This is a genomic window from Serratia plymuthica NBRC 102599 (genome assembly GCF_001590925.1).
Classification (GTDB): domain Bacteria; phylum Pseudomonadota; class Gammaproteobacteria; order Enterobacterales; family Enterobacteriaceae; genus Serratia; species Serratia plymuthica.
In genome coordinates, this window is sequence record NZ_BCTU01000012.1 from 193,120 (window position 1) to 212,223 (window position 19,104).

At 55.5% G+C, this 19,104-nt stretch carries 12 protein-coding genes and 2 pseudogenes; 11 read left to right on the forward strand and 3 right to left on the reverse strand.

Translation table 11 applies throughout. The features are described from left to right. Nucleotides 1-235: 235 nt before the first annotated feature. The 3 genes and pseudogenes from hmsP to SPL01S_RS09365 all read left to right on the forward strand — a co-directional run bounded on the left by hmsP (nucleotide 236) and on the right by SPL01S_RS09365 (nucleotide 5,606). Nucleotides 236-2,242 carry a biofilm formation regulator HmsP gene (gene hmsP / locus SPL01S_RS09355; protein WP_063199108.1) on the forward strand — a complete coding sequence of 669 codons (2,007 nt, stop codon included), beginning with the start codon at nucleotides 236-238 and terminating at the stop codon, nucleotides 2,240-2,242. Nucleotides 2,243-2,542: 300 nt separating this feature from the next. Beyond that, nucleotides 2,543-3,832: a dicarboxylate/amino acid:cation symporter gene (locus SPL01S_RS09360; RefSeq protein ID WP_063199111.1), complete on the forward strand. Its 1,290-nt coding sequence runs from the start codon at nucleotides 2,543-2,545 to the stop codon at nucleotides 3,830-3,832. A 279-nt stretch (nucleotides 3,833-4,111) separates the two neighbouring features. Beyond that, nucleotides 4,112-5,606, forward strand: a pseudogene (locus SPL01S_RS09365) (M16 family metallopeptidase). Nucleotides 5,607-5,630: 24 nt separating this feature from the next. Here the strand turns inward: SPL01S_RS09365 and ppiC are convergent. After that, nucleotides 5,631-5,912 carry a peptidylprolyl isomerase PpiC gene (gene ppiC, locus SPL01S_RS09370; RefSeq protein ID WP_004950862.1) on the reverse strand — a complete coding sequence of 94 codons (282 nt, stop codon included), beginning with the start codon at nucleotides 5,910-5,912 and terminating at the stop codon, nucleotides 5,631-5,633. Nucleotides 5,913-6,020: 108 nt separating this feature from the next. On the opposite strand from ppiC, the gene rep reads away from it, so the two are divergent. Further along, nucleotides 6,021-8,045, forward strand: coding sequence for a DNA helicase Rep (gene rep / locus SPL01S_RS09375; RefSeq protein WP_020438282.1), 2,025 nt, complete (start codon nucleotides 6,021-6,023; stop codon nucleotides 8,043-8,045). A gap of 33 nt (nucleotides 8,046-8,078) precedes the next feature. On the opposite strand, the gene ppx is transcribed toward rep, so the two are convergent. Both ppx and rhlB read right to left on the reverse strand, forming a co-directional pair. After that, the gene (gene ppx / locus SPL01S_RS09380) at nucleotides 8,079-9,575 is read right to left on the reverse strand and encodes an exopolyphosphatase (protein WP_063199116.1); all 1,497 of its coding nucleotides are present in this window, start codon (nucleotides 9,573-9,575) and stop codon (nucleotides 8,079-8,081) included. Nucleotides 9,576-9,580: 5 nt separating this feature from the next. Continuing rightward, nucleotides 9,581-10,871 (reverse strand): annotated as a pseudogene (rhlB, locus tag SPL01S_RS09385) (ATP-dependent RNA helicase RhlB). A gap of 132 nt (nucleotides 10,872-11,003) precedes the next feature. Here rhlB and trxA point away from each other — a divergent pair. From trxA to rffG, 7 genes are all read left to right on the forward strand, one after another. Beyond that, entirely contained in the window at nucleotides 11,004-11,330 is a 327-nt protein-coding gene (trxA, locus tag SPL01S_RS09390; protein WP_062869208.1) for a thioredoxin TrxA, read from the forward strand. 455 nt (nucleotides 11,331-11,785) lie between these two features. Then, complete coding sequence (rho, locus tag SPL01S_RS09395; protein ID WP_004950874.1) at nucleotides 11,786-13,045, forward strand: transcription termination factor Rho; 1,260 nt, start codon at nucleotides 11,786-11,788, stop codon at nucleotides 13,043-13,045. 313 nt (nucleotides 13,046-13,358) lie between these two features. After that, a complete protein-coding gene (gene wecA, locus SPL01S_RS09400) occupies nucleotides 13,359-14,456 on the forward strand; it encodes a UDP-N-acetylglucosamine--undecaprenyl-phosphate N-acetylglucosaminephosphotransferase (protein WP_111738549.1) in 1,098 nt (365 codons plus the stop codon). 20 nt (nucleotides 14,457-14,476) lie between these two features. Continuing rightward, nucleotides 14,477-15,529, forward strand: a complete 1,053-nt coding sequence (gene wzzE, locus SPL01S_RS09405) for an ECA polysaccharide chain length modulation protein (RefSeq protein ID WP_004950878.1) — start codon at nucleotides 14,477-14,479, stop codon at nucleotides 15,527-15,529. 84 nt (nucleotides 15,530-15,613) lie between these two features. Beyond that, nucleotides 15,614-16,744, forward strand: a complete 1,131-nt coding sequence (gene wecB, locus SPL01S_RS09410) for a non-hydrolyzing UDP-N-acetylglucosamine 2-epimerase (RefSeq protein ID WP_006323003.1) — start codon at nucleotides 15,614-15,616, stop codon at nucleotides 16,742-16,744. Then, on the forward strand, nucleotides 16,741-18,003 hold the full coding sequence (gene wecC, locus SPL01S_RS09415; RefSeq protein ID WP_063199123.1) for a UDP-N-acetyl-D-mannosamine dehydrogenase: 1,263 nt from the start codon (nucleotides 16,741-16,743) through the stop codon (nucleotides 18,001-18,003). Before wecB ends, wecC begins: the two co-directional genes overlap by 4 nt. Then, complete coding sequence (rffG, locus tag SPL01S_RS09420) at nucleotides 17,994-19,067, forward strand: dTDP-glucose 4,6-dehydratase (protein ID WP_174523954.1); 1,074 nt, start codon at nucleotides 17,994-17,996, stop codon at nucleotides 19,065-19,067. Before wecC ends, rffG begins: the two co-directional genes overlap by 10 nt. Nucleotides 19,068-19,104 lie beyond the last annotated feature (37 nt).

The window sequence follows — 19,104 nt, forward strand, 5'->3', positions numbered from 1 at the left end:
TGCTACCCTGTGTTAAGGCTGCGTCCTGCCATTTTCCGCCACCGGTGTGCATGTGCCGGGGCGAGATAGGGCCTTTCGATTAAGAAAAGACTGAAACCCGCAGTTTTCTTGGTTCTGCCATGGGTATGGCAAGATAAAAACGGCAGACAATCGAGTATACTCGGACCGGTCCGAAGGGGGGTAGGATGCTTCTTAACCTCTTTTTTATTTCAGCCCGAATTAGCGGAGAGCAGGTTTGCGGGTCAGGCGTTCATTAACGATTAAACAGATGGCAACGGTGTCCGGCGTGGCGCTGGTGACGATCTGCATATTTATCGTGATCCAGTTATTCCACTTTGTGCAGCAGCGCAGGGATGACTATGCCCAGCAACTGGAAAACATTGCGCATTCCGTACGCCAACCGCTAGCGGAAGCCGTACTGCGCATGGACGTGCCGGAAACCAAGCGGGTGCTGAATACCCTGCTGCCGGTGGGCATATTGACCCGTGCGGATATCGTGCTGCCGAATGAATTTCAGGCACTGCACGCCAACTTCCCGCCGGAACGCCCGGTGCCTACGTTGATCGCCCGTCTCTTCGAGCTGCCGATCCAAATTTCCGTTCCACTCTATTCGCTGGAGCGCGTGCCCGCCAATCCGCAGCCTCTGGCCTATCTGGTGCTGCAGGCCGATTCGTTTCGCATGTACCAATTCATTCTCAGCATGTTGTCGACCATGCTGTCGACCTATTTGCTGCTGGCGTTGATTCTGTCGGTCGCCATCACCTGGTGTATGAACCGGCTGATGGTGCATCCGCTGCGCGCCATGGCGAAAGAGCTGGAAAATATTTCGCAGGACGAAGCGCCGTATCACCAACTGATGCTGCCGGCCCTGCACCAGGACGATGAACTGGGGTTGCTGGTGCGCAATTACAACCGCAATCAGCAGCGGCTGGCCAAAGCCTATGCCGAGATGAGCCGCCTGAGCACGCGCCACCCGGTAACCGGGCTACCTAACCAGGCGCTGTTTACCGCCTTGCTGGAGCAGCATATCGCCTCCAGCCTGCGGCCCGATCGCTTTAACCTGCTGGTCATCGGCATTGAGACGCTGCATGAGGCATCCGGCGTGCTCAATCCGGCGATGCGCGAAGCGCTGTTGCTGGCGTTGGCGAAGACGCTGCGTGAATGTCTTGATGAGAACGGCGTGCTGGCGCAGTTGAGCCACACCGAGTTCGCTATTTTGGCCAAAGGTATCGAGCGACCGTTCCACGCCATGCAGTTGGCGCGCCGTATCATGGCGCAGATCAATGCGCCGCTGAGCCTGCAGGAAATGCCGTTGCGGCCAAGTGCCAGCATCGGCATCGCCCACTATCTCAATGTCGGGGAGAGTGCGGAACAGCTGCTGCGCAGCGCCACTTCGGCGATGATGTCGGCGCATCGTGAAGGCAAGAACCAGATCCTGTTCTTTGAGCCAAGCCTGACGGAACGCACCCAAAAGCGCCTGACGCAGGAAAGTGAAATCCTGCACGCCATTGAGCAACGCCGCTTCACCCTGTTTTTGCAGCCGCAGATGGACATGCAGTCCAATGCGGTGATCGGCGCCGAGGCGCTGCTGCGTTGGCAGCAATACGACGGCAGTTTTACTCTGCCGGCAGACGTCATTCCGTTAGCCGAGGAGCTTGGCGTGATTGTGCCGCTCGGCAACTGGGTGCTGGAGGAGTCCTGCCGCATTCTGGCGGACTGGCAGAACAGAGGCATTACGCTGCCGTTGGCGGTCAACATTTCGGCCACCCAGATGCAGCATGACGACTTTATTCCACACCTGAAGAGCATGTTGGCGCAGCATCATATTGATCCGCGCAAGCTGCTGCTGGAAATTACCGAAACGGTGCGCATTGACGATCTCGATCGTGCGTTGGCGTTGTTGCGGGAACTGCACGACCTGGGGCTGTCGATTGCGCTGGACGATTTTGGTATGGGATATTCCAGCCTTAATTACCTTAACCGCCTGAAATGCCTGCCGATCGATTTGATTAAAATCGACAAGAGTTTTATTCAGGGATTGCCGGCGGATGACGCGATGGTGCGTATCGTCAGTTCGATTTCTGAGGTGCTGCATCTGCCGGTGATGGCTGAAGGCGTCGAAAATGCCGGGCAGCGCGACTGGCTGTTGCAGCACGGTATTCACAGTGGTCAGGGGTTCCTGTTTGCCCGTCCGTTGCCGCGCGCGGAATTTGAAGCGCAGTTCTGCCAACCGCCAGCTTAAGCTCTCCGCCTTTGCCTTTCTCTTCGGGCGGCGCGTGCGTCGCCCGTTGCCTATCCTGCCCAAAAAGCGTTGATTATCAGCTACCCCTTTTGCGTTAGTGCAAAGAAATAGTTACGCAATTCGCCGCCTTACATTCGGGCTGGCGCGTTTCAGCTCTTAAATTCGTATCAACATGTGTCTGTGGCTGCAACAAATTATTTCCATGCTGTTATGTGGGTGTTATTTTCCGCGCAAGCGATGAACAGGCGAGATAACTAGACTACCGCCTGGTGCGTGTCTTCCCCCCCAAAGGATGTTCATATGAAAATCACTATCTTTAAGAGCCTCTATTTTCAGGTGCTGACGGCGATTACGCTGGGCGTCCTGCTTGGCCATTTCTATCCTGAGATTGGCGCACAGATGAAACCTCTGGGCGATGGATTCGTTAAGCTGATCAAGATGATCATTGCGCCGGTGATTTTCTGTACCGTGGTGACCGGCATCGCGGGCATGGAGAGCATGAAAGCCGTAGGCCGCACCGGTGCGATCGCACTGCTCTATTTTGAAATTGTCAGCACCCTGGCGCTGCTGATTGGCCTGCTGATCGTCAACGTGGTACAGCCGGGTGCGGGGATGAACATCGATCCGGGCACGCTGGACGCCAAAGCGGTGGCGGTATACGCCGAACAGGCTCAGCAGCAGGGTATCATTCCGTTCCTGCTGGACATCATTCCCGGCAGCGTCATCGGCGCTTTCGCCAGCGGCAACATTCTGCAGGTGCTGCTGTTTGCCGTGTTGTTCGGTTTCGCCCTGCATCGCTTGGGTGATAAAGGCCAGTTGATCTTCAATGTGATCGACAGCTTCTCGCGCGTTATTTTCGGCATCATCAATATGATCATGCGCCTGGCGCCACTGGGTGCGTTCGGGGCAATGGCGTTTACCATCGGCAAGTATGGCGTGGGTACGCTGCTGCAACTCGGCCAGTTGATTGCCTGCTTCTATATTACCTGCGTACTGTTCGTGGTGGTGGTGCTTGGCACCATTGCTCGCGCCAATGGTTTCAGCATTTTCAAATTTGTTCGCTATATCAAAGAAGAGTTGCTGATTGTGCTCGGGACCTCTTCTTCCGAGTCGGTGCTGCCGCGCATGCTCGACAAAATGGAAAAGTTGGGCTGTAAAAAATCTGTGGTGGGGTTGGTTATCCCGACCGGTTATTCCTTTAACCTGGACGGCACCTCGATCTACCTGACCATGGCGGCGGTATTTATCGCTCAGGCGACCAATACCCATATGGATATCGTGCATCAGGTGACTCTGCTGGTGGTGCTGTTGCTGTCCTCGAAAGGGGCTGCCGGGGTGACCGGTAGCGGCTTTATCGTGTTGGCTGCCACCATTTCCGCAGTGGGCCATCTGCCGCTGGCCGGCCTGGCGTTGATTCTGGGCATTGACCGCTTTATGTCCGAAGCCCGCGCGCTGACCAATCTGGTCGGTAACGGCGTGGCAACCGTGGTAGTGGCGAAATGGTGCAAACAGCTGGATGAAAAACAGCTGAAAGACACCTTGTCCAACAAGCACGGCGGAGGTGCCGATAAAACACTGCCTTCTGCCTGATTTTAGCTTCAAATCACCGGCTGCGGCCGTGGCCGGTGATGTTTTATTCCTCCGAGTAACTCATTCTTGCATTAAAAACCCGACTATCCATTATTTTTCACTTCAATGAGTGACATCCGCAAAGGCATGCGGTCTAACAGAGTGGTACACTTTCCGCTTTCCGCCCCACTGTGAAACTCAGGGCGTATTTGTAGGCTGTACGACACAGCCTAATATTCCGGTGAATGGAATATCCGCATTTGTATACAGAAATTGGATAGTAATTAAGTAGGGGTTCACATGCAGGGCACCAGAATTCATCTTATAGTCGGTGGGCTGTTGTTGGCTGCCGCCAACGGCAGCGTGCAGGCTGAAGCACTACAACCCGATCCTGCCTGGCAGCAGGGTAAGCTCGACAACGGGTTTTCATGGCAGATACTTGATACGCCGCAGCGACCGAGCGATCGCGTCGAGCTGCGGTTGATGGTCAATACCGGCTCGCTGGTGGAGTCTTCCCAGCAGATCGGTTTTGCGCACCTGCTGCCGCGCCTGTCGCTGGCGCGCAGCGAAAGCTTTACGCCTCCGCAGTTGCGCTCGCTGTGGCAACAGAGTGTGGACAGCGAGCGGCCTTTGCCGCCGGCGATCAGCTCTTACGATTTCACCCTTTATAACCTCAGCCTGCCGAATAACCGCCCAGACTTGCTGAAAGAAGCGTTGGCGTGGCTTTCCGATACCACCGGCAAACTGGCGATCGACGAACATACCGTGCATGCGGTGATGAACTCCAGCGTCGACCCGGTCGGTACTTTCCCGCCGAACCCCAAAGATGCCTGGTGGCGTTATCGCCTGAAAGGCTCGACGCTGCTGGCGCACGATCCGGCCCAGCCGGTGAAACGGCCGGTGAATATCGATCAACTGAAGAAGTTCTACCAGCAATGGTACACGCCGGATGCGATGACGCTGTACGTGGTGGGTAAAGTGGACAGCCGCAGCCTGGGCGAGCAAATCAACAAAGCCTTCTCGCCGCTGAAAGGGAAACGCGAAACGCCGGCAACCATGCCGACGTTGACGCCGTTGCCGCCGCAGCCGGTCAGCCTGATCAGCGAGCAGGTGAAGCAGGATACGTTGTCGATCATGTGGGACGCGCCATGGCACCCGATCCGCGATTCGCAGAACCTTAGCCGTTACTGGCGCAGCGACATCGCCCGCGAGGCCCTGTTCTGGCATCTTCAGCAGGTGCTGGAAAAGAGTGACCAGAAAAACCTGCATCTGGGCTTCGATTGCCGCGTGCAGTACCAGCGTGGCCAGTGCGGCATTCACCTTGATACGCCGAACAACAATCTGAACAACAAGCCTGGGCTTTATCGCCCGCGAGTTGGTGAGCGTGCGTAACAATGGGTTGTCGCAGGACGAGTTTAACGGCCTGTTGGCGCAGAAGAACGATCAACTGAGCAAGTTGTTCGCCACCTACGCCCGCACCGACACTGACGTGCTGATGAGCCAGCGTCTGCGTTCGCAACAAAGTGGCGTTGTGGACATCGCGCCGGAACAGTATCAGAAGCTGCGTCAGGAGTTCCTCTCCGGATTAACGCTGGAAGCGCTGAACCAGGAGCTGAAGCTTCAGCTCTCGCAGGATGCGACGCTGGTATTGATGCAGCCGAAGGGCGAGCCGGAAATGAGCATGAAGCAGTTACAGGAAACCTATAACGGCATTATGGCACCGGCACCGGCGGTGGTGACGGAAGAGGCCAAGCCGACCGACACCGCTCCGGCACCGGAGACCAGCGCACAGTAAAAGCGGAGGGGGCGGTCAGCCCCCTCAGTTGCGGTACAGCACCTTGATGATGTGGTAGCCGAACTGGGTTTTCACCGGACCATAAGGTTTCAGCAGCGGGATGCTGAACACCGCTTTATCAAAGGCCGCCACCATGGTGCCCTTGTTGAATTCGCCCAAGGCGCCGCCGTTGCGCTTTGACGGGCAGCTTGAATATTTGCGCGCCAGCGTGTCGAAGCTGACGCCGCGCTTAAGCTTGGCCAGCAGATCGTTGGCCAGTTTTTCGTTATCTACCAGAATGTGCAGGGCGCACGCCGTCTTTGCCATGGTATTGCCTTATCGATACAGAAATTGTGCCGAGTATACCCGTTAAATCTCATCGGCGCTTTCTGCTACAATCCCCTTCCACGTGATAAAGTCGAGCAATAAAGCGCCATGCGATTAAACCCCAGCCAACAACAAGCCGTCGAATTCGTTACCGGGCCTTGCCTGGTGCTGGCCGGTGCAGGTTCCGGCAAGACGCGCGTCATCACCAATAAAATCGCTCACCTGATCCACAACTGTGGGTATCAGGCGCGGCATATCGCCGCCGTGACCTTTACCAACAAGGCGGCGCGTGAGATGAAAGAGCGTGTGGCGCAAACCATGGGGCGCAAAGAAGCGCGTGGGCTGATGATTTCCACTTTCCACACGCTGGGCCTGGAAATCATCAAGCGTGAATACGCTGCGCTGGAGATGAAGTCCAACTTCTCGCTGTTTGACGATCAGGATCAGCTGGCGTTGTTGAAAGAGCTGACCGAAAAATGGCTGGAGAATGATAAAACGCTGGTGGCGCAGCTGATCTCTACTATCTCCAACTGGAAAAATGACCTGGTCGATCCCAAAAAGGCCATGGAGCTGGCGCGCTCCGAGCGCGACAAGCTGTTCGCTCATTGCTACGGCCTGTATCACGCCCATATGAGGGCGTGTAACGTGCTGGATTTCGACGATTTGATCCTGCTGCCGACCTTACTGCTGCAGCGTAATGAAGAAGTGCGCGAGCGTTGGCAAAACCGTATTCGTTACCTGCTGGTGGATGAGTATCAGGATACCAATACCAGCCAGTATGAACTGGTAAAACTGCTGGTGGGTAACCGCGCGCGCTTTACCGTGGTGGGGGACGATGACCAGTCGATCTACTCCTGGCGCGGCGCGCGGCCGCAAAATCTGGTGCTGCTGAAGGAAGACTTCCCGGCGCTGCAGGTGATCAAGCTGGAGCAGAACTACCGCTCCAGCGAACGTATCCTGAAAGCGGCGAATATTCTGATCGCCAATAACCCGCACGTGTTTGAAAAACGGCTGTTTTCCGAGTTGGGTTACGGTGAAGAACTGAAAGTGGTGACCGCGAATAACGAGGATCACGAGGCCGAGCGAGTCGTGGGGGAACTGATTGCCCACCACTTCGTGAAGAAAACCAATTACGGCGATTATGCGATCCTTTATCGCGGTAACCATCAGTCGCGGCTGTTTGAAAAAATGCTGATGCAGAACCGTATTCCTTACAAGATTTCTGGCGGCACCTCGTTTTTCTCGCGGCCGGAAATCAAGGATCTGCTGGCCTATCTGCGTGTGCTGACCAACCAGGATGACGACAGCGCTTTCCTGCGTATCGTCAATACGCCAAAGCGTGAAATTGGCCCGGCGACGTTGCAAAAACTGGGTGAGTGGGCCAATCAGCGCAACAAAAGCCTGTTTCGCGCCAGTTTCGATCTGGGCCTGAGCCAGCATTTGACCGGCCGCGGGCTGGAGTCTCTGCAACGCTTCACCCATTGGCTGGACGGTATCGCCCAACTGGCGGAGCGTGAGCCGGTGGCCGCGGTGCGCGATCTGATCCACGGTGTGGATTATGAAAGCTGGCTGTTTGAAACGTCACCCAGCCCAAAAGCCGCCGAAATGCGCATGAAAAACGTCAACACGCTGTTTGGCTGGATGACGGAAATGCTCGAAGGTAGCGAGCTGGATGAGCCAATGACGCTGACCCAGGTGGTGACGCGCTTTACCCTGCGGGACATGATGGAACGCGGTGAAAGCGATGAAGAGCTGGATCAGGTTCAATTGATGACGCTGCATGCCTCCAAAGGGCTGGAGTTCCCTTATGTGTTCCTGGTGGGGATGGAGGAGGGATTATTGCCGCATCAGAGCAGCATCGATGAGGATAATGTCGATGAAGAGCGGCGTTTGGCCTATGTGGGGATCACCCGCGCCCAAAAAGAGCTGATTTTTACGCTGTGCCGCGAGCGCCGCCAATATGGCGAGCTGGTACGGCCGGAACCGAGCCGTTTCTTGCTGGAACTGCCGCAGGATGATCTGGCGTGGGAAAGCGAACGTAAGGTGGTCAGCCCGCAGGAGCGGATGCAAAAAGGGCAGAGCCATTTGGCCAATATTCGCGCGCAACTGGCCAAGGCCAAAGGCGAAGGCTAAAAAGAAAGGGCGCTTGGCGGCGCCCTTGTCATATCAACGTTGTTCTTCCAGCATCAGCGGCCAGTGCACATAGCTTTGCCAGTGGCTTTCCTGATCCAGCGCCTCTGCACGCAGCGGGTGCTGTTCCAGCCAGCCTGACGGCAGGATCACCGTCAGTTCGTCATCGTTATTGGCGCGCAGGCGCACCGCAGGCAGCGTGTCGTCGCGGCGTCGGCTGGCAAAGATGATGGCCAGCCGCAAAATGCGGCATAAACGTTGCGCCATACGCGGCGGCAGGGCGTTTTGCTGGCTCAGCAGCGGCAGATCGATAGGGTTGCTCTGGTTTTGCAGCAACGTAGCCAACAGCTTTTTTTGCGCCGGTGTGAAACCGGGTAAATCCAGATGACGGATCAGGTAGGCGGCGTGTTGCGGCGCCTGCTTGAAATCAACGCTGAGGCCGATTTCGTGGATCAGACAGGCGCTGTGCAATAACTCGCGACATCGTGCGTCCAACTGCCACTCATTGCTCACCTGCTGCGAGAAGTTGGCAGCCAGTTGGCTGATGCGCTCGGCCTGTTCGGTATCCAGCAGATAGCGCCGTTGCAGATTGCGGATGGTACGGCTGCGAATATCCTGTTCAACCGGCAGATGCAGCATGCCATAGACCAGCCCTTCGCGTAGCGCGCCACCGGCCAGCATCATGCTTTCAATGCCCAGTTCCTGGAAAATCGCCAGCAGGATCGACAGCCCACTTGGAAACACCAGTGCGCGTTCCAGCGTCAACCCTTCGATTTCCAGCTCTTCCAGCTTGCCGCACTGAATGGCGCGCTGTTTCAACTGGCGCAGCTTGGGCAGGGTGATACGTTCATCCATGCCTTGCGCCACCATGATTTCCTGCAACGCCTGTACGGTGCCGGAAGCGCCGACGCAGATTTGCCAGCCGTGCTGACGCAGGTGCGGCGCTATCGGACGTACCATTTCGCGCGCGGCCTGTTCGGCGCGTTCGAAATTATCCAGCCCCAGATTGCGGTCGCTGAAGAAACGCTCCAGCCAGGTGACGCAGCCCATAGACAGGCTGTATAGCTGGGCGGCCTGAGCGCCGGTGCCGGTGACCAACTCGGTACTGCCACCGCCGATATCGACCACCAAACGCTGGTCCGGCCCGCCGGTGGTATGGGCAACGCCATGATAAATCAGGCGCGCTTCTTCCTCACCGCTGATCACCTGGATCGGGCAACCGAGAATGTGCTCGGCGGTCTGCAGGAATTCATCGGCATTTGACGCCAGACGCAGCGTGGCCGTAGCGACCACACGGATCTGGGCGCGAGGGATGTCCTGCAAGCGTTCGGAGAACAGCTTCAGGCATTGCCAACCGCGCTGCATGGCGTCATGCGACAGGTGATTGTTCTGATCCAGCCCGGCCGCCAGACGCACTTTACGCTTGATGCGCGCCAGGGTCTGAATGCTGCCGGCCACTTCCCGTACCACCAGCATGTGGAAGCTGTTGGAGCCGAGGTCGATAGCGGCATAGAGCGTGCTGGAACTGAGCATGGTTATCAGCCTGGACGTTTACGGTTATTGCGTGGCGCGCTGCCACCGCGGCGCGGTGCGGAATTACGGCGTGGGCCGTTGCCGCCGCGTGGACGCGCAAGGCGTTTCGGCGCAGGCAAGTCAGTCAGCAACGCGTCGCTGTTGTACTTGCTCACCGGAATGCTGTGGCCGGTATAGGTTTCGATCGCCGGCAGGTTGAGCGCGTACTCTTCGCAGGCCAGGCTGATGGAATGGCCGCTTTCGCCGGCACGGCCGGTACGACCAATGCGGTGAACATAGTCTTCGCAGTCGTCAGGCAGATCGTAGTTGAATACGTGCGTAACCAACGGGATGTGCAGGCCGCGGGCGGCGACGTCGGTGGCGACCAGAATATCGAGGTTGCCCTTGGTGAAGTCTTCCAGGATACGCAGGCGTTTTTTCTGCGCCACATCGCCGGTCAGCAGGCCTACGCGGTGCCCGTCGGCCGCCAAATGGCCCCAGACGTCTTCACAGCGATGCTTGGTGTTGGCGAAGATGATGCAGCGGTCCGGCCACTCTTCTTCGATCAGTGTCTGCAGCAGGCGCATCTTTTCTTCGTTGGACGGGTAGAAAAGCTCTTCTTTAATGCGGTGGCCGGTTTTCTGTTCCGGTTCCACTTCTACATATTCAGCGTTGTTCATCTGCTCGAAAGCCAGTTCGCGTACGCGATAGGACAGGGTGGCAGAGAACAGCATGTTCAGGCGTTGATCGACCGCAGGCATGCGGCGGAACAGCCAGCGAATGTCTTTGATAAAGCCCAGATCGTACATGCGATCGGCTTCATCCAGCACTACAACCTGGATCGCGCCCAGATCGATGTAGTTCTGTTTGGCGTAATCGATTAAACGACCGGTAGTACCCACCAGGATATCCACGCCGCTTTCCAGCACTTTCAGCTGTTTGTCGTAGCCGTCGCCGCCGTAAGCCAGGCCAAGTTTCAGGCCGGTGGACTGGGACAGGGCTTCCGCATCGGAGTGGATCTGCACCGCCAGTTCACGCGTTGGCGCCATGATCAAGGCACGCGGCTGGTTGGTCTGGCGATCCTGTTTCGCCGGGTTAGAAAGCAAATAGTGAAAAGTAGACGCTAAAAATGCCAACGTCTTTCCGGTACCGGTTTGCGCCTGACCTGCAACGTCACGCCCGGAGAGCGTGAGCGGCAATGCTAACGCCTGGATAGGCGTGCAATGGTGAAACCCTTTTTTTTTCAAGGGCTTCAAGGACTAACGGGTGCAGGGCGAAGTCGGAAAACTTCTGTTCGGTCAAGTGTGTTTTGCTCATAGTGTGGTAGAATATCAGCTAACTATTGCTTTACGAAAGCACATCCGTTGAAATAAACGCGGTGAAATAAAATCACCTTGGGTTGGTTAATGCTACACCAACAAGGTAGACATACATCCTGTGGAGTAGAACATGAGCGATAAAATTATTCACCTGACTGACAGCAGCTTCGACACCGACGTGCTACAAGCTGAAGGGCCAATCCTGGTCGATTTCTGGGCTGAATGGTGTGGGCCGTGCAAGATGATTGCTCCGATTCTGGATGAAATTGCCGTTGAGTTCGAAGGCAAGTTGACCATCACCAAGCTGAATATCGACCAAAACCCGGCAACCGCACCTAAGTACGGTATCCGTGGTATCCCGACGCTGTTGTTGTTCAAAAACGGTGAAGTGGCAGCGACCAAGGTGGGCGCACTGTCCAAAGGTCAGCTCAAAGATTTCCTTAACGCGAATCTGTAATCGGGCGTAACGTCCTATATCCTATGGGTTTAAAGCAACAGCCAATCACGCTGTCGCTTCAGAGACAATGGGGATATTCAGGCGTCTTGCGGGGATTTAAATTCACCGCTAGACGCCTGCCAATAAGCGTGTTAAGTTTAGCCACACTGCATATAGAACTTGCCCGAAGTTTTAAATCTAAAGAGTTTGAATCTAAAGCTATACTCTGTGCTGAACCGCTGGTGTTGAAAGTAAAATGAACTCAACCCGTGTTTTAGCAATCAAACGGTTTTGCAAAATCAATTTTAAGGTACCTTCGATCTTAAGCCGTCAATGCGCGCGTCTCCTGTAAGCCATTTCTTACCTTGACAGCTAGCGCCCGGTGGTCGAACGTCCAGTAAACAGGCACGTATCACGCTGCCATACCATTCACGATAGAAGTTCGAGACACACCCCGAGTTTAAGAACCCACCACTATGAATCTTACCGAATTAAAGAATACGCCGGTTTCTGAGCTGATTACTCTCGGCGAAAATATGGGGCTGGAAAACCTTGCCCGTATGCGCAAGCAGGACATTATCTTCTCCATCCTTAAGCAGCATGCGAAAAGTGGAGAAGATATCTTCGGCGATGGCGTGTTGGAGATATTGCAGGATGGATTTGGTTTCCTCCGCTCTGGAGACAGTTCCTACCTTGCAGGCCCCGACGACATCTACGTATCCCCTAGCCAAATCCGCCGTTTCAACCTCCGTACAGGTGACTCCGTTTCCGGTAAGATTCGTCCGCCAAAAGAAGGCGAGCGCTATTTTGCCCTGTTGAAAGTCAACGAAGTCAACTACGACAAACCGGAAAACGCCCGCAGCAAGATCCTGTTCGAGAACTTAACCCCACTGCATGCCAACTCCCGTCTGCGGATGGAACGCGGCAACGGTTCAACCGAAGACCTGACAGCCCGCGTGCTGGACCTGGCTTCTCCGATTGGCCGTGGTCAGCGTGGTCTGATTGTTGCTCCACCGAAAGCCGGTAAAACCATGCTGCTGCAGAACATTGCGCAGAGCATCGCTTACAACCATCCAGACTGCGTGCTGATGGTGCTGCTGATCGACGAGCGTCCGGAAGAAGTGACCGAGATGCAGCGTCTGGTGAAGGGTGAAGTCATCGCCTCTACCTTTGACGAGCCGGCTTCCCGTCACGTCCAGGTTGCGGAAATGGTGATCGAAAAGGCCAAGCGCCTGGTTGAGCACAAGAAAGACGTTATCATCCTTCTTGACTCCATCACCCGTTTGGCGCGTGCCTACAACACCGTGGTCCCGGCTTCCGGTAAAGTGCTGACCGGTGGTGTGGATGCCAACGCCCTGCATCGTCCTAAGCGTTTCTTCGGTGCGGCACGTAACGTTGAGGAGGGCGGTAGCCTGACCATCATCGCTACCGCGCTGGTAGATACCGGTTCCAAAATGGACGAGGTTATCTACGAAGAGTTCAAAGGTACCGGCAACATGGAATTGCATCTGGCGCGTAAAATCGCTGAGAAGCGCGTATTCCCTGCGATCGACTACAACCGCTCCGGTACCCGTAAAGAAGAGTTACTCACCACGTCTGAAGAACTGCAAAAAATGTGGATCCTGCGTAAAATCATTCACCCGATGGGCGAGATTGATGCGATGGAGTTCCTCATTAACAAGTTGGCCATGACCAAGACCAACGATGAATTCTTCGATATGATGAAGCGCTCATAATGACGATGCGCTCATAATTGAGTAAAAAATTCAGAGAACGCCACGCCTAGTCGTGGCGTTTTTTGCATTTGGCGGATACGATAAGTAACAGAAATGGAAATGTAAGTTTTTTGTGACTTACTGAGAATTCATCTTATTTGCGGTCGGCGTTTTGCCGTTCGCGCTTTGTTGCTGTCGAAACGGCGGGCACACACACATTGGCGTAAGAATGAATGGCTGTTGTCATAGGAAATGACTGAAAGGTAGCGGGATCCCATGGCGCAACCTGTCGCCCGTGTTAAGCTGCCTTATCTTCTACAGAGATCTGTTAACTGTGAACTTACTCACTATGAGTACTGAAATTCTATTTGTTTTCCTGTTTTCTTTGGCGTTTCTCTTTGTTGCCCGTAAAGCAGCAAAACGTATTGGCCTGGTTGATAAACCTAATTACCGTAAACGTCATCAGGGGTTAATTCCTCTTGTCGGCGGTATTTCCGTTTATGCCGGGCTGTGCTTTGCCTTCCTTATCTCTGACCAAACGATTGCGCACGGTAAACTTTACCTCACCTGTGCGGGTATATTGGTGTTCGTTGGTGCTCTCGACGATCGTTTCGATATCAGCGTGAAAATTCGCGCGTTGGTTCAGGCATTGGTTGGCATTGCGATGATGGCCTTCGCCGGGCTCTATCTGCGCAGTTTCGGCCATGTGCTGGGCGACTGGGAAATGCAGTTGGGGCCCTTCGGCTATTTGGTCACGCTGTTTGCCGTTTGGGCGGCGATTAATGCCTTTAACATGGTGGACGGCATTGACGGTCTGCTGGGTGGGCTTTCGTGCGTTTCTTTCGGTGCGCTGGGTATTTTGCTGTACCTGAGCGGCCACGCCGATTTGGCTTTCTGGTGCTTCGCGATGATTGCCACCATCGTTCCCTATATCCTGCTTAACCTCGGCATTCTTGGCCGCCGGTATAAGGTCTTTATGGGGGATGCAGGCAGTACGCTGATCGGCTTCACCGCCATCTGGTTGTTGCTGCAAAGTTCGCAGGGTAAAGTCCACTCCATCAATCCGGTTACCGCCCTGTGGATTATCGCTATTCCGCTGATGGACATGATTGCGATCATGTACCGTCGCTTACGCAAGGGGATGAGCCCCTTCTCCCCCGATCGTCAACACATCCACCATTTGATTATGCGCGCAGGTTTTACGCCGCGGCAGGCTTTCGTACTGATTACCCTGGCGGCAGCGCTGCTGGCGGCAATTGGCGTGCTTGGCGAGCGTCTTACTTTTGTTCCTGAATGGGTAATGTTGGCATTATTCTTGCTTGCCTTCTTCTTGTACGGTTATTGCATCAAACGCGCCTGGCGTGTTGCACGTTACATTAAGCGTATCAAGCGCCGCTTACGGCGTTCGACCGACAATAAGCAAGTATCTTAACCAGAGGCTTTTGGGCAGTGATGAATCCAGAAACAACGTCTGACAAGAATATCCCGGCAGTGGATAACGAACTCGATATCCGTGGCCTGTGTCGTACCCTGTGGCGCGGCAAGCAATGGATTATCGGCACTGCGGCATTGTTCGCGGTGGTTGCGCTGGTCGTCTCCTACCTGGTGAAACAGGAATGGAGCGCCGCGGCGATTACCGACCGGCCAACGGTGAATGCGCTGGGCGGCTATTATTCCCAGCAACAATTCCTGCGTAATCTGGATGTGCGCACTCTGCCGGCGGTCTCGGCTGAGCAGCCGGGCATTGCTGACGAAGCCTATAATGAATTCATTATGCAGCTGGCGGCGTACGATACGCGTCGCGATTTCTGGCTGCAGAGCGATTATTACAAACAGCGTCAGGAAGGTGATGCGCGCGCCGATGCGGCATTGCTCGATGAACTGATTAACAACGTTCAGTTCACGCCGCGCGATGACAAAAAAGTGCCCAACGACGGTGTGAAGCTGACGGCGGAAACTGCGGCGGACGCCAATCACCTGTTGCGCCAGTACGTGGCATTCGCCAGCCATCGCGCAGCCCAGCACCTGAATGAAGAAATCCAGGGCGCATGGGCTGCCCGCACGACTTCGATGAAGGCGCAGGTGAAGCGTCAGGAGGCGGTGGCGGACGCGGTTTACAAGCGCGAGCTGAACACTATTGAGCAGGCGCTGAAAATTGCCGATACGCAGGGCATCAGCCGGACTCAAACCGATACGCCGGCCGAACAATTGCCGGATTCCGATCTGTTCCTGCTGGGGAAACCTATGCTGCAGGCGCGTCTGGAAGGGCTGCAGGCTTCAGGGCCAACTTACGATCTGGATTACGATCAAAATCGTGCGATGCTGTCGACATTGAATGTTGGCCCGACGCTGGATGAGAAATTTCAGACTTACCGCTATTTGCGGACCCCGGAAGAACCGGTAAAACGTGACAGCCCGCGGCGGGTATTCTGGTTGATCATGTGGGGCGCGATGGGCGCTTTGGTTGGCGCAGGTATTGCCCTGGTGCGCCGCCCGCGTAATTAAAAATAATATAATAATTCGCTTATGGGCGTGCGAACGCCCAATTCGCAGGTATGCCTGCGGTTAACCGACCAAAAGAGATTCGCTGTGAAAGTGTTGACTGTTTTCGGCACCAGGCCTGAAGCCATCAAAATGGCACCGCTGGTACATGCCCTGGCTCAGGATGAAGCCTTTGAATCAAGAGTCTGCGTAACGGCACAGCATCGTGAGATGTTGGATCAAGTATTGCGGTTATTTGAAATCGTGCCGGATTACGATCTGAATATCATGAAGCCCGGCCAGGGACTGAGTGAGATTACCTGCCGTATTTTGGAAGGCCTGAAAGGCGTTCTGGAAGATTTCAAACCGGATGTCGTGCTGGTCCACGGTGACACAACCACCACACTGGCGACCAGCCTGGCGGCTTTTTATCAGCGTATCCCGGTCGGACACGTGGAGGCGGGCTTGCGTACCGGCGATCTGTACTCGCCGTGGCCGGAAGAGGCCAACCGCAAGTTGACCGGCCATCTGGCGATGTATCATTTTGCACCGACGGAAAATTCACGCCAGAACCTGCTGCGTGAACTGTTGCCGGACGATCATATTTTCGTTACCGGCAACACGGTTATCGACGCGCTGTTCTGGGTGCGCGATCGGGTAATGGGCGATGCCGCATTGCATGACAGCCTGGCGCAGCGCTACCCGTTCCTGGATGCCAGCAAGAAATTGATCCTGGTGACCGGCCACCGCCGCGAAAGCTTCGGCGGCGGGTTTGAGCGGATTTGCAGCGCGCTGGCGGAAATTGCCCGCACCCATCCTGACGTACAGGTGGTGTATCCGGTGCATCTCAATCCGAACGTCAGCGAGCCGGTCAACCGCATTCTGAAAGGGATCGATAACATCATCCTGATCGATCCGCAGGATTACTTGCCCTTTGTGTATTTGATGGCTAACGCTTATATGATCCTGACCGACTCCGGCGGTATCCAGGAAGAGGCGCCGTCGTTGGGCAAACCTGTGCTGGTCATGCGTGACACTACCGAACGGCCGGAAGCGGTGGATGCGGGCACGGTCCGCCTGGTCGGTACCAACGTGGCTAAAATTGTCGATGCGGTTACCCGGCTGTTGACGGACGAAAAGGAATATCACGCCATGAGTCGGGCGCATAACCCTTACGGTGACGGGCATGCCTGCCAGCGTATTCTCGCAGCTTTGAAGAATCATCAGGTGACACTATGAGTTTTAACACTATTTCGGTTATCGGCCTGGGGTACATCGGTCTGCCAACGGCGGCGGCGTTTGCCTCTCGCAAGAAAAAAGTGGTGGGCGTAGATGTTAACCAGCATGCGGTAGATACCATTAACCGCGGTGCGATTCATATCGTTGAGCCCGATCTGGATAAAGTGGTTAAAGAGGCCGTCGACGGCGGTTACCTGCAAGCGGTGACCAAACCTTTGGCCGCGGATGCTTTTCTGATTGCGGTACCGACGCCGTTTAAAGGCGATCATGAGCCAGACCTGGCTTATGTCGAGGCCGCCGCCAAATCACTGGCGCCGGTACTGAAAAAGGGTGATCTGGTTATCCTGGAATCCACCTCGCCGGTGGGGGCGACCGAACAGATGGCGCAGTGGCTGGCCGAGGCGCGCAGCGATCTCAGCTTCCCGCAGCAGGTGGGTGAAGCCGCCGATGTCAATATCGCTTATTGCCCGGAGCGTGTGCTGCCGGGGCAGGTGATGGTTGAGCTGATTCAAAACGATCGCGTTATTGGCGGCATGACGCCAAAATGCTCCGCTCGCGCCAGCGAGCTGTACAAGATTTTCCTTGAAGGCGAATGCGTGGTGACCAATTCACGCACCGCCGAGATGTGCAAACTGACCGAAAACAGCTTCCGCGACGTGAATATCGCCTTTGCGAATGAGCTGTCGCTGATTTGCGCCGAACAGGGCATCAACGTCTGGGAACTCATCCGCCTGGCGAATCGCCATCCGCGGGTGAATATCCTGCAGCCGGGTCCTGGCGTCGGTGGCCACTGCATTGCGGTCGATCCGTGGTTTATCGTGTCGCAAAATCCGCAGCAGGCGCGCCTGATCCATACCGCGCGTCTGGTGAATGACGGGAAACCGCTGTGGGTGGTTGATCGTGTGAAAGCCGCCGTTGCCGACTGCCTGGCGGCCAGCGACAAGCGCGCTTCAGAAGTGAAAATTGCCTGTTTCGGTTTGGCTTTCAAGCCGAATATCGACGATTTGCGCGAAAGCCCGGCGGTGGAAGTGGCGCATCTGATCGCAGACTGGCACGTAGGCGAAACGCTGGTGGTGGAGCCCAATGTTGATCATCTGCCGAAATCCCTGGCCGGCCATGTGACGTTGAAAGCGTTGGCTGATGCCTTGCAGCAGGCGGATGTGATCGTAATGTTGGTCGACCATAAGCAATTCAAAGCGATCAAGCCGGAAGAAATTACGCAATCCTGGGTAGTGGATACCAAAGGGGTATGGCGTTGAAACGTATTTTAGTCACTGGGGGGGCCGGCTTTATTGGCTCCGCGGTCGTGAGGCATATCATCGACGCTACGCAAGACAGCGTCATGGTGGTAGATAAACTCACCTACGCGGGCAATCTTGAGTCGCTTGCGGTGATTGCCGACAACGAACGTTATTCGTTTGAACAGGTGGATATCTGCGATCGCGCGGCGTTGGATCGGGTGCTTGCCCAGTATCAGCCGGATGTGATCATGCACCTGGCGGCGGAAAGCCATGTTGACCGTTCGATCGACGGCCCGGCGGCATTTATTGAAACCAACGTGGTGGGGACCTACACCCTGCTGGAGGCGGCTCGCCATTATTGGCATCCGCTGGATGCGAAGAGAAAGCAGAATTTCCGTTTCCACCACATTTCCACCGACGAAGTGTATGGCGATCTGCACGGCACGGACGATCTGTTCACTGAAACCACGCCTTACTCACCAAGCAGCCCATATTCGGCTTCTAAAGCTTCCAGCGATCATCTGGTGCGCGCCTGGTTGCGTACCTACGGCCTGCCGACCATCGTCACCAACTGTTCCAATAACTACGGTCCGTATCACTTCCCGGAGAAGCTGATCCCGCTGGTGATCCTCAATGCCGTTGCCGGCAAGCCATTGCCGGTGTACGGCGACGGTGCGCAGGTGCGCGACTGGCTGTATGTTGAAGACCACGCGCGCGCGTTGTACCAGGTTGTTACCGAAGGCGTGGTAGGCGAAACCTACAATATCGGCGGCCACAACGAGCGCAAGAATATCGAGGTGGTGCACACCATCTGCGATTTGCTGGAAGAACTGGCACCGAACAAGCCGCAGGGCATTGAGAAATACCGCGACCTGATTACTTACGTCAAGGATCGCCCTGGCCATGATATGCGTTATGCGATAGATGCCGGAAAGATTGACCGGGAACTGGGTTGGCGCCCGCAGGAGACCTTTGAAAGCGGCATCCGCAAAACGGTTTCCTGGTATCTGAACAACGAAACCTGGTGGCGGCGCGTTCAGGACGGTTCCTATGCGGGTGAACGTTTAGGTTTATCCGACTAAATTTAGCGAAGCCGCTGCCGTTTGGCGGCTCTGTGGA

Coding starts and splice junctions, on each gene's coding strand:
- ppiC (WP_004950862.1), bottom strand. CDS start 5,912: ATGGCAAAGACGGCGTGCGCCCTGCACATTCTGGTAGATAACGAAAAA.
- rep (WP_020438282.1), top strand. CDS start 6,021: ATGCGATTAAACCCCAGCCAACAACAAGCCGTCGAATTCGTTACCGGG.
- rho (WP_004950874.1), top strand. CDS start 11,786: ATGAATCTTACCGAATTAAAGAATACGCCGGTTTCTGAGCTGATTACT.
- trxA (WP_062869208.1), top strand. CDS start 11,004: ATGAGCGATAAAATTATTCACCTGACTGACAGCAGCTTCGACACCGAC.
- rffG (WP_174523954.1), top strand. CDS start 17,994: ATGGCGTTGAAACGTATTTTAGTCACTGGGGGGGCCGGCTTTATTGGC.
- wzzE (WP_004950878.1), top strand. CDS start 14,477: ATGAATCCAGAAACAACGTCTGACAAGAATATCCCGGCAGTGGATAAC.
- SPL01S_RS09360 (WP_063199111.1), top strand. CDS start 2,543: ATGAAAATCACTATCTTTAAGAGCCTCTATTTTCAGGTGCTGACGGCG.
- ppx (WP_063199116.1), bottom strand. CDS start 9,575: ATGCTCAGTTCCAGCACGCTCTATGCCGCTATCGACCTCGGCTCCAAC.
- wecC (WP_063199123.1), top strand. CDS start 16,741: ATGAGTTTTAACACTATTTCGGTTATCGGCCTGGGGTACATCGGTCTG.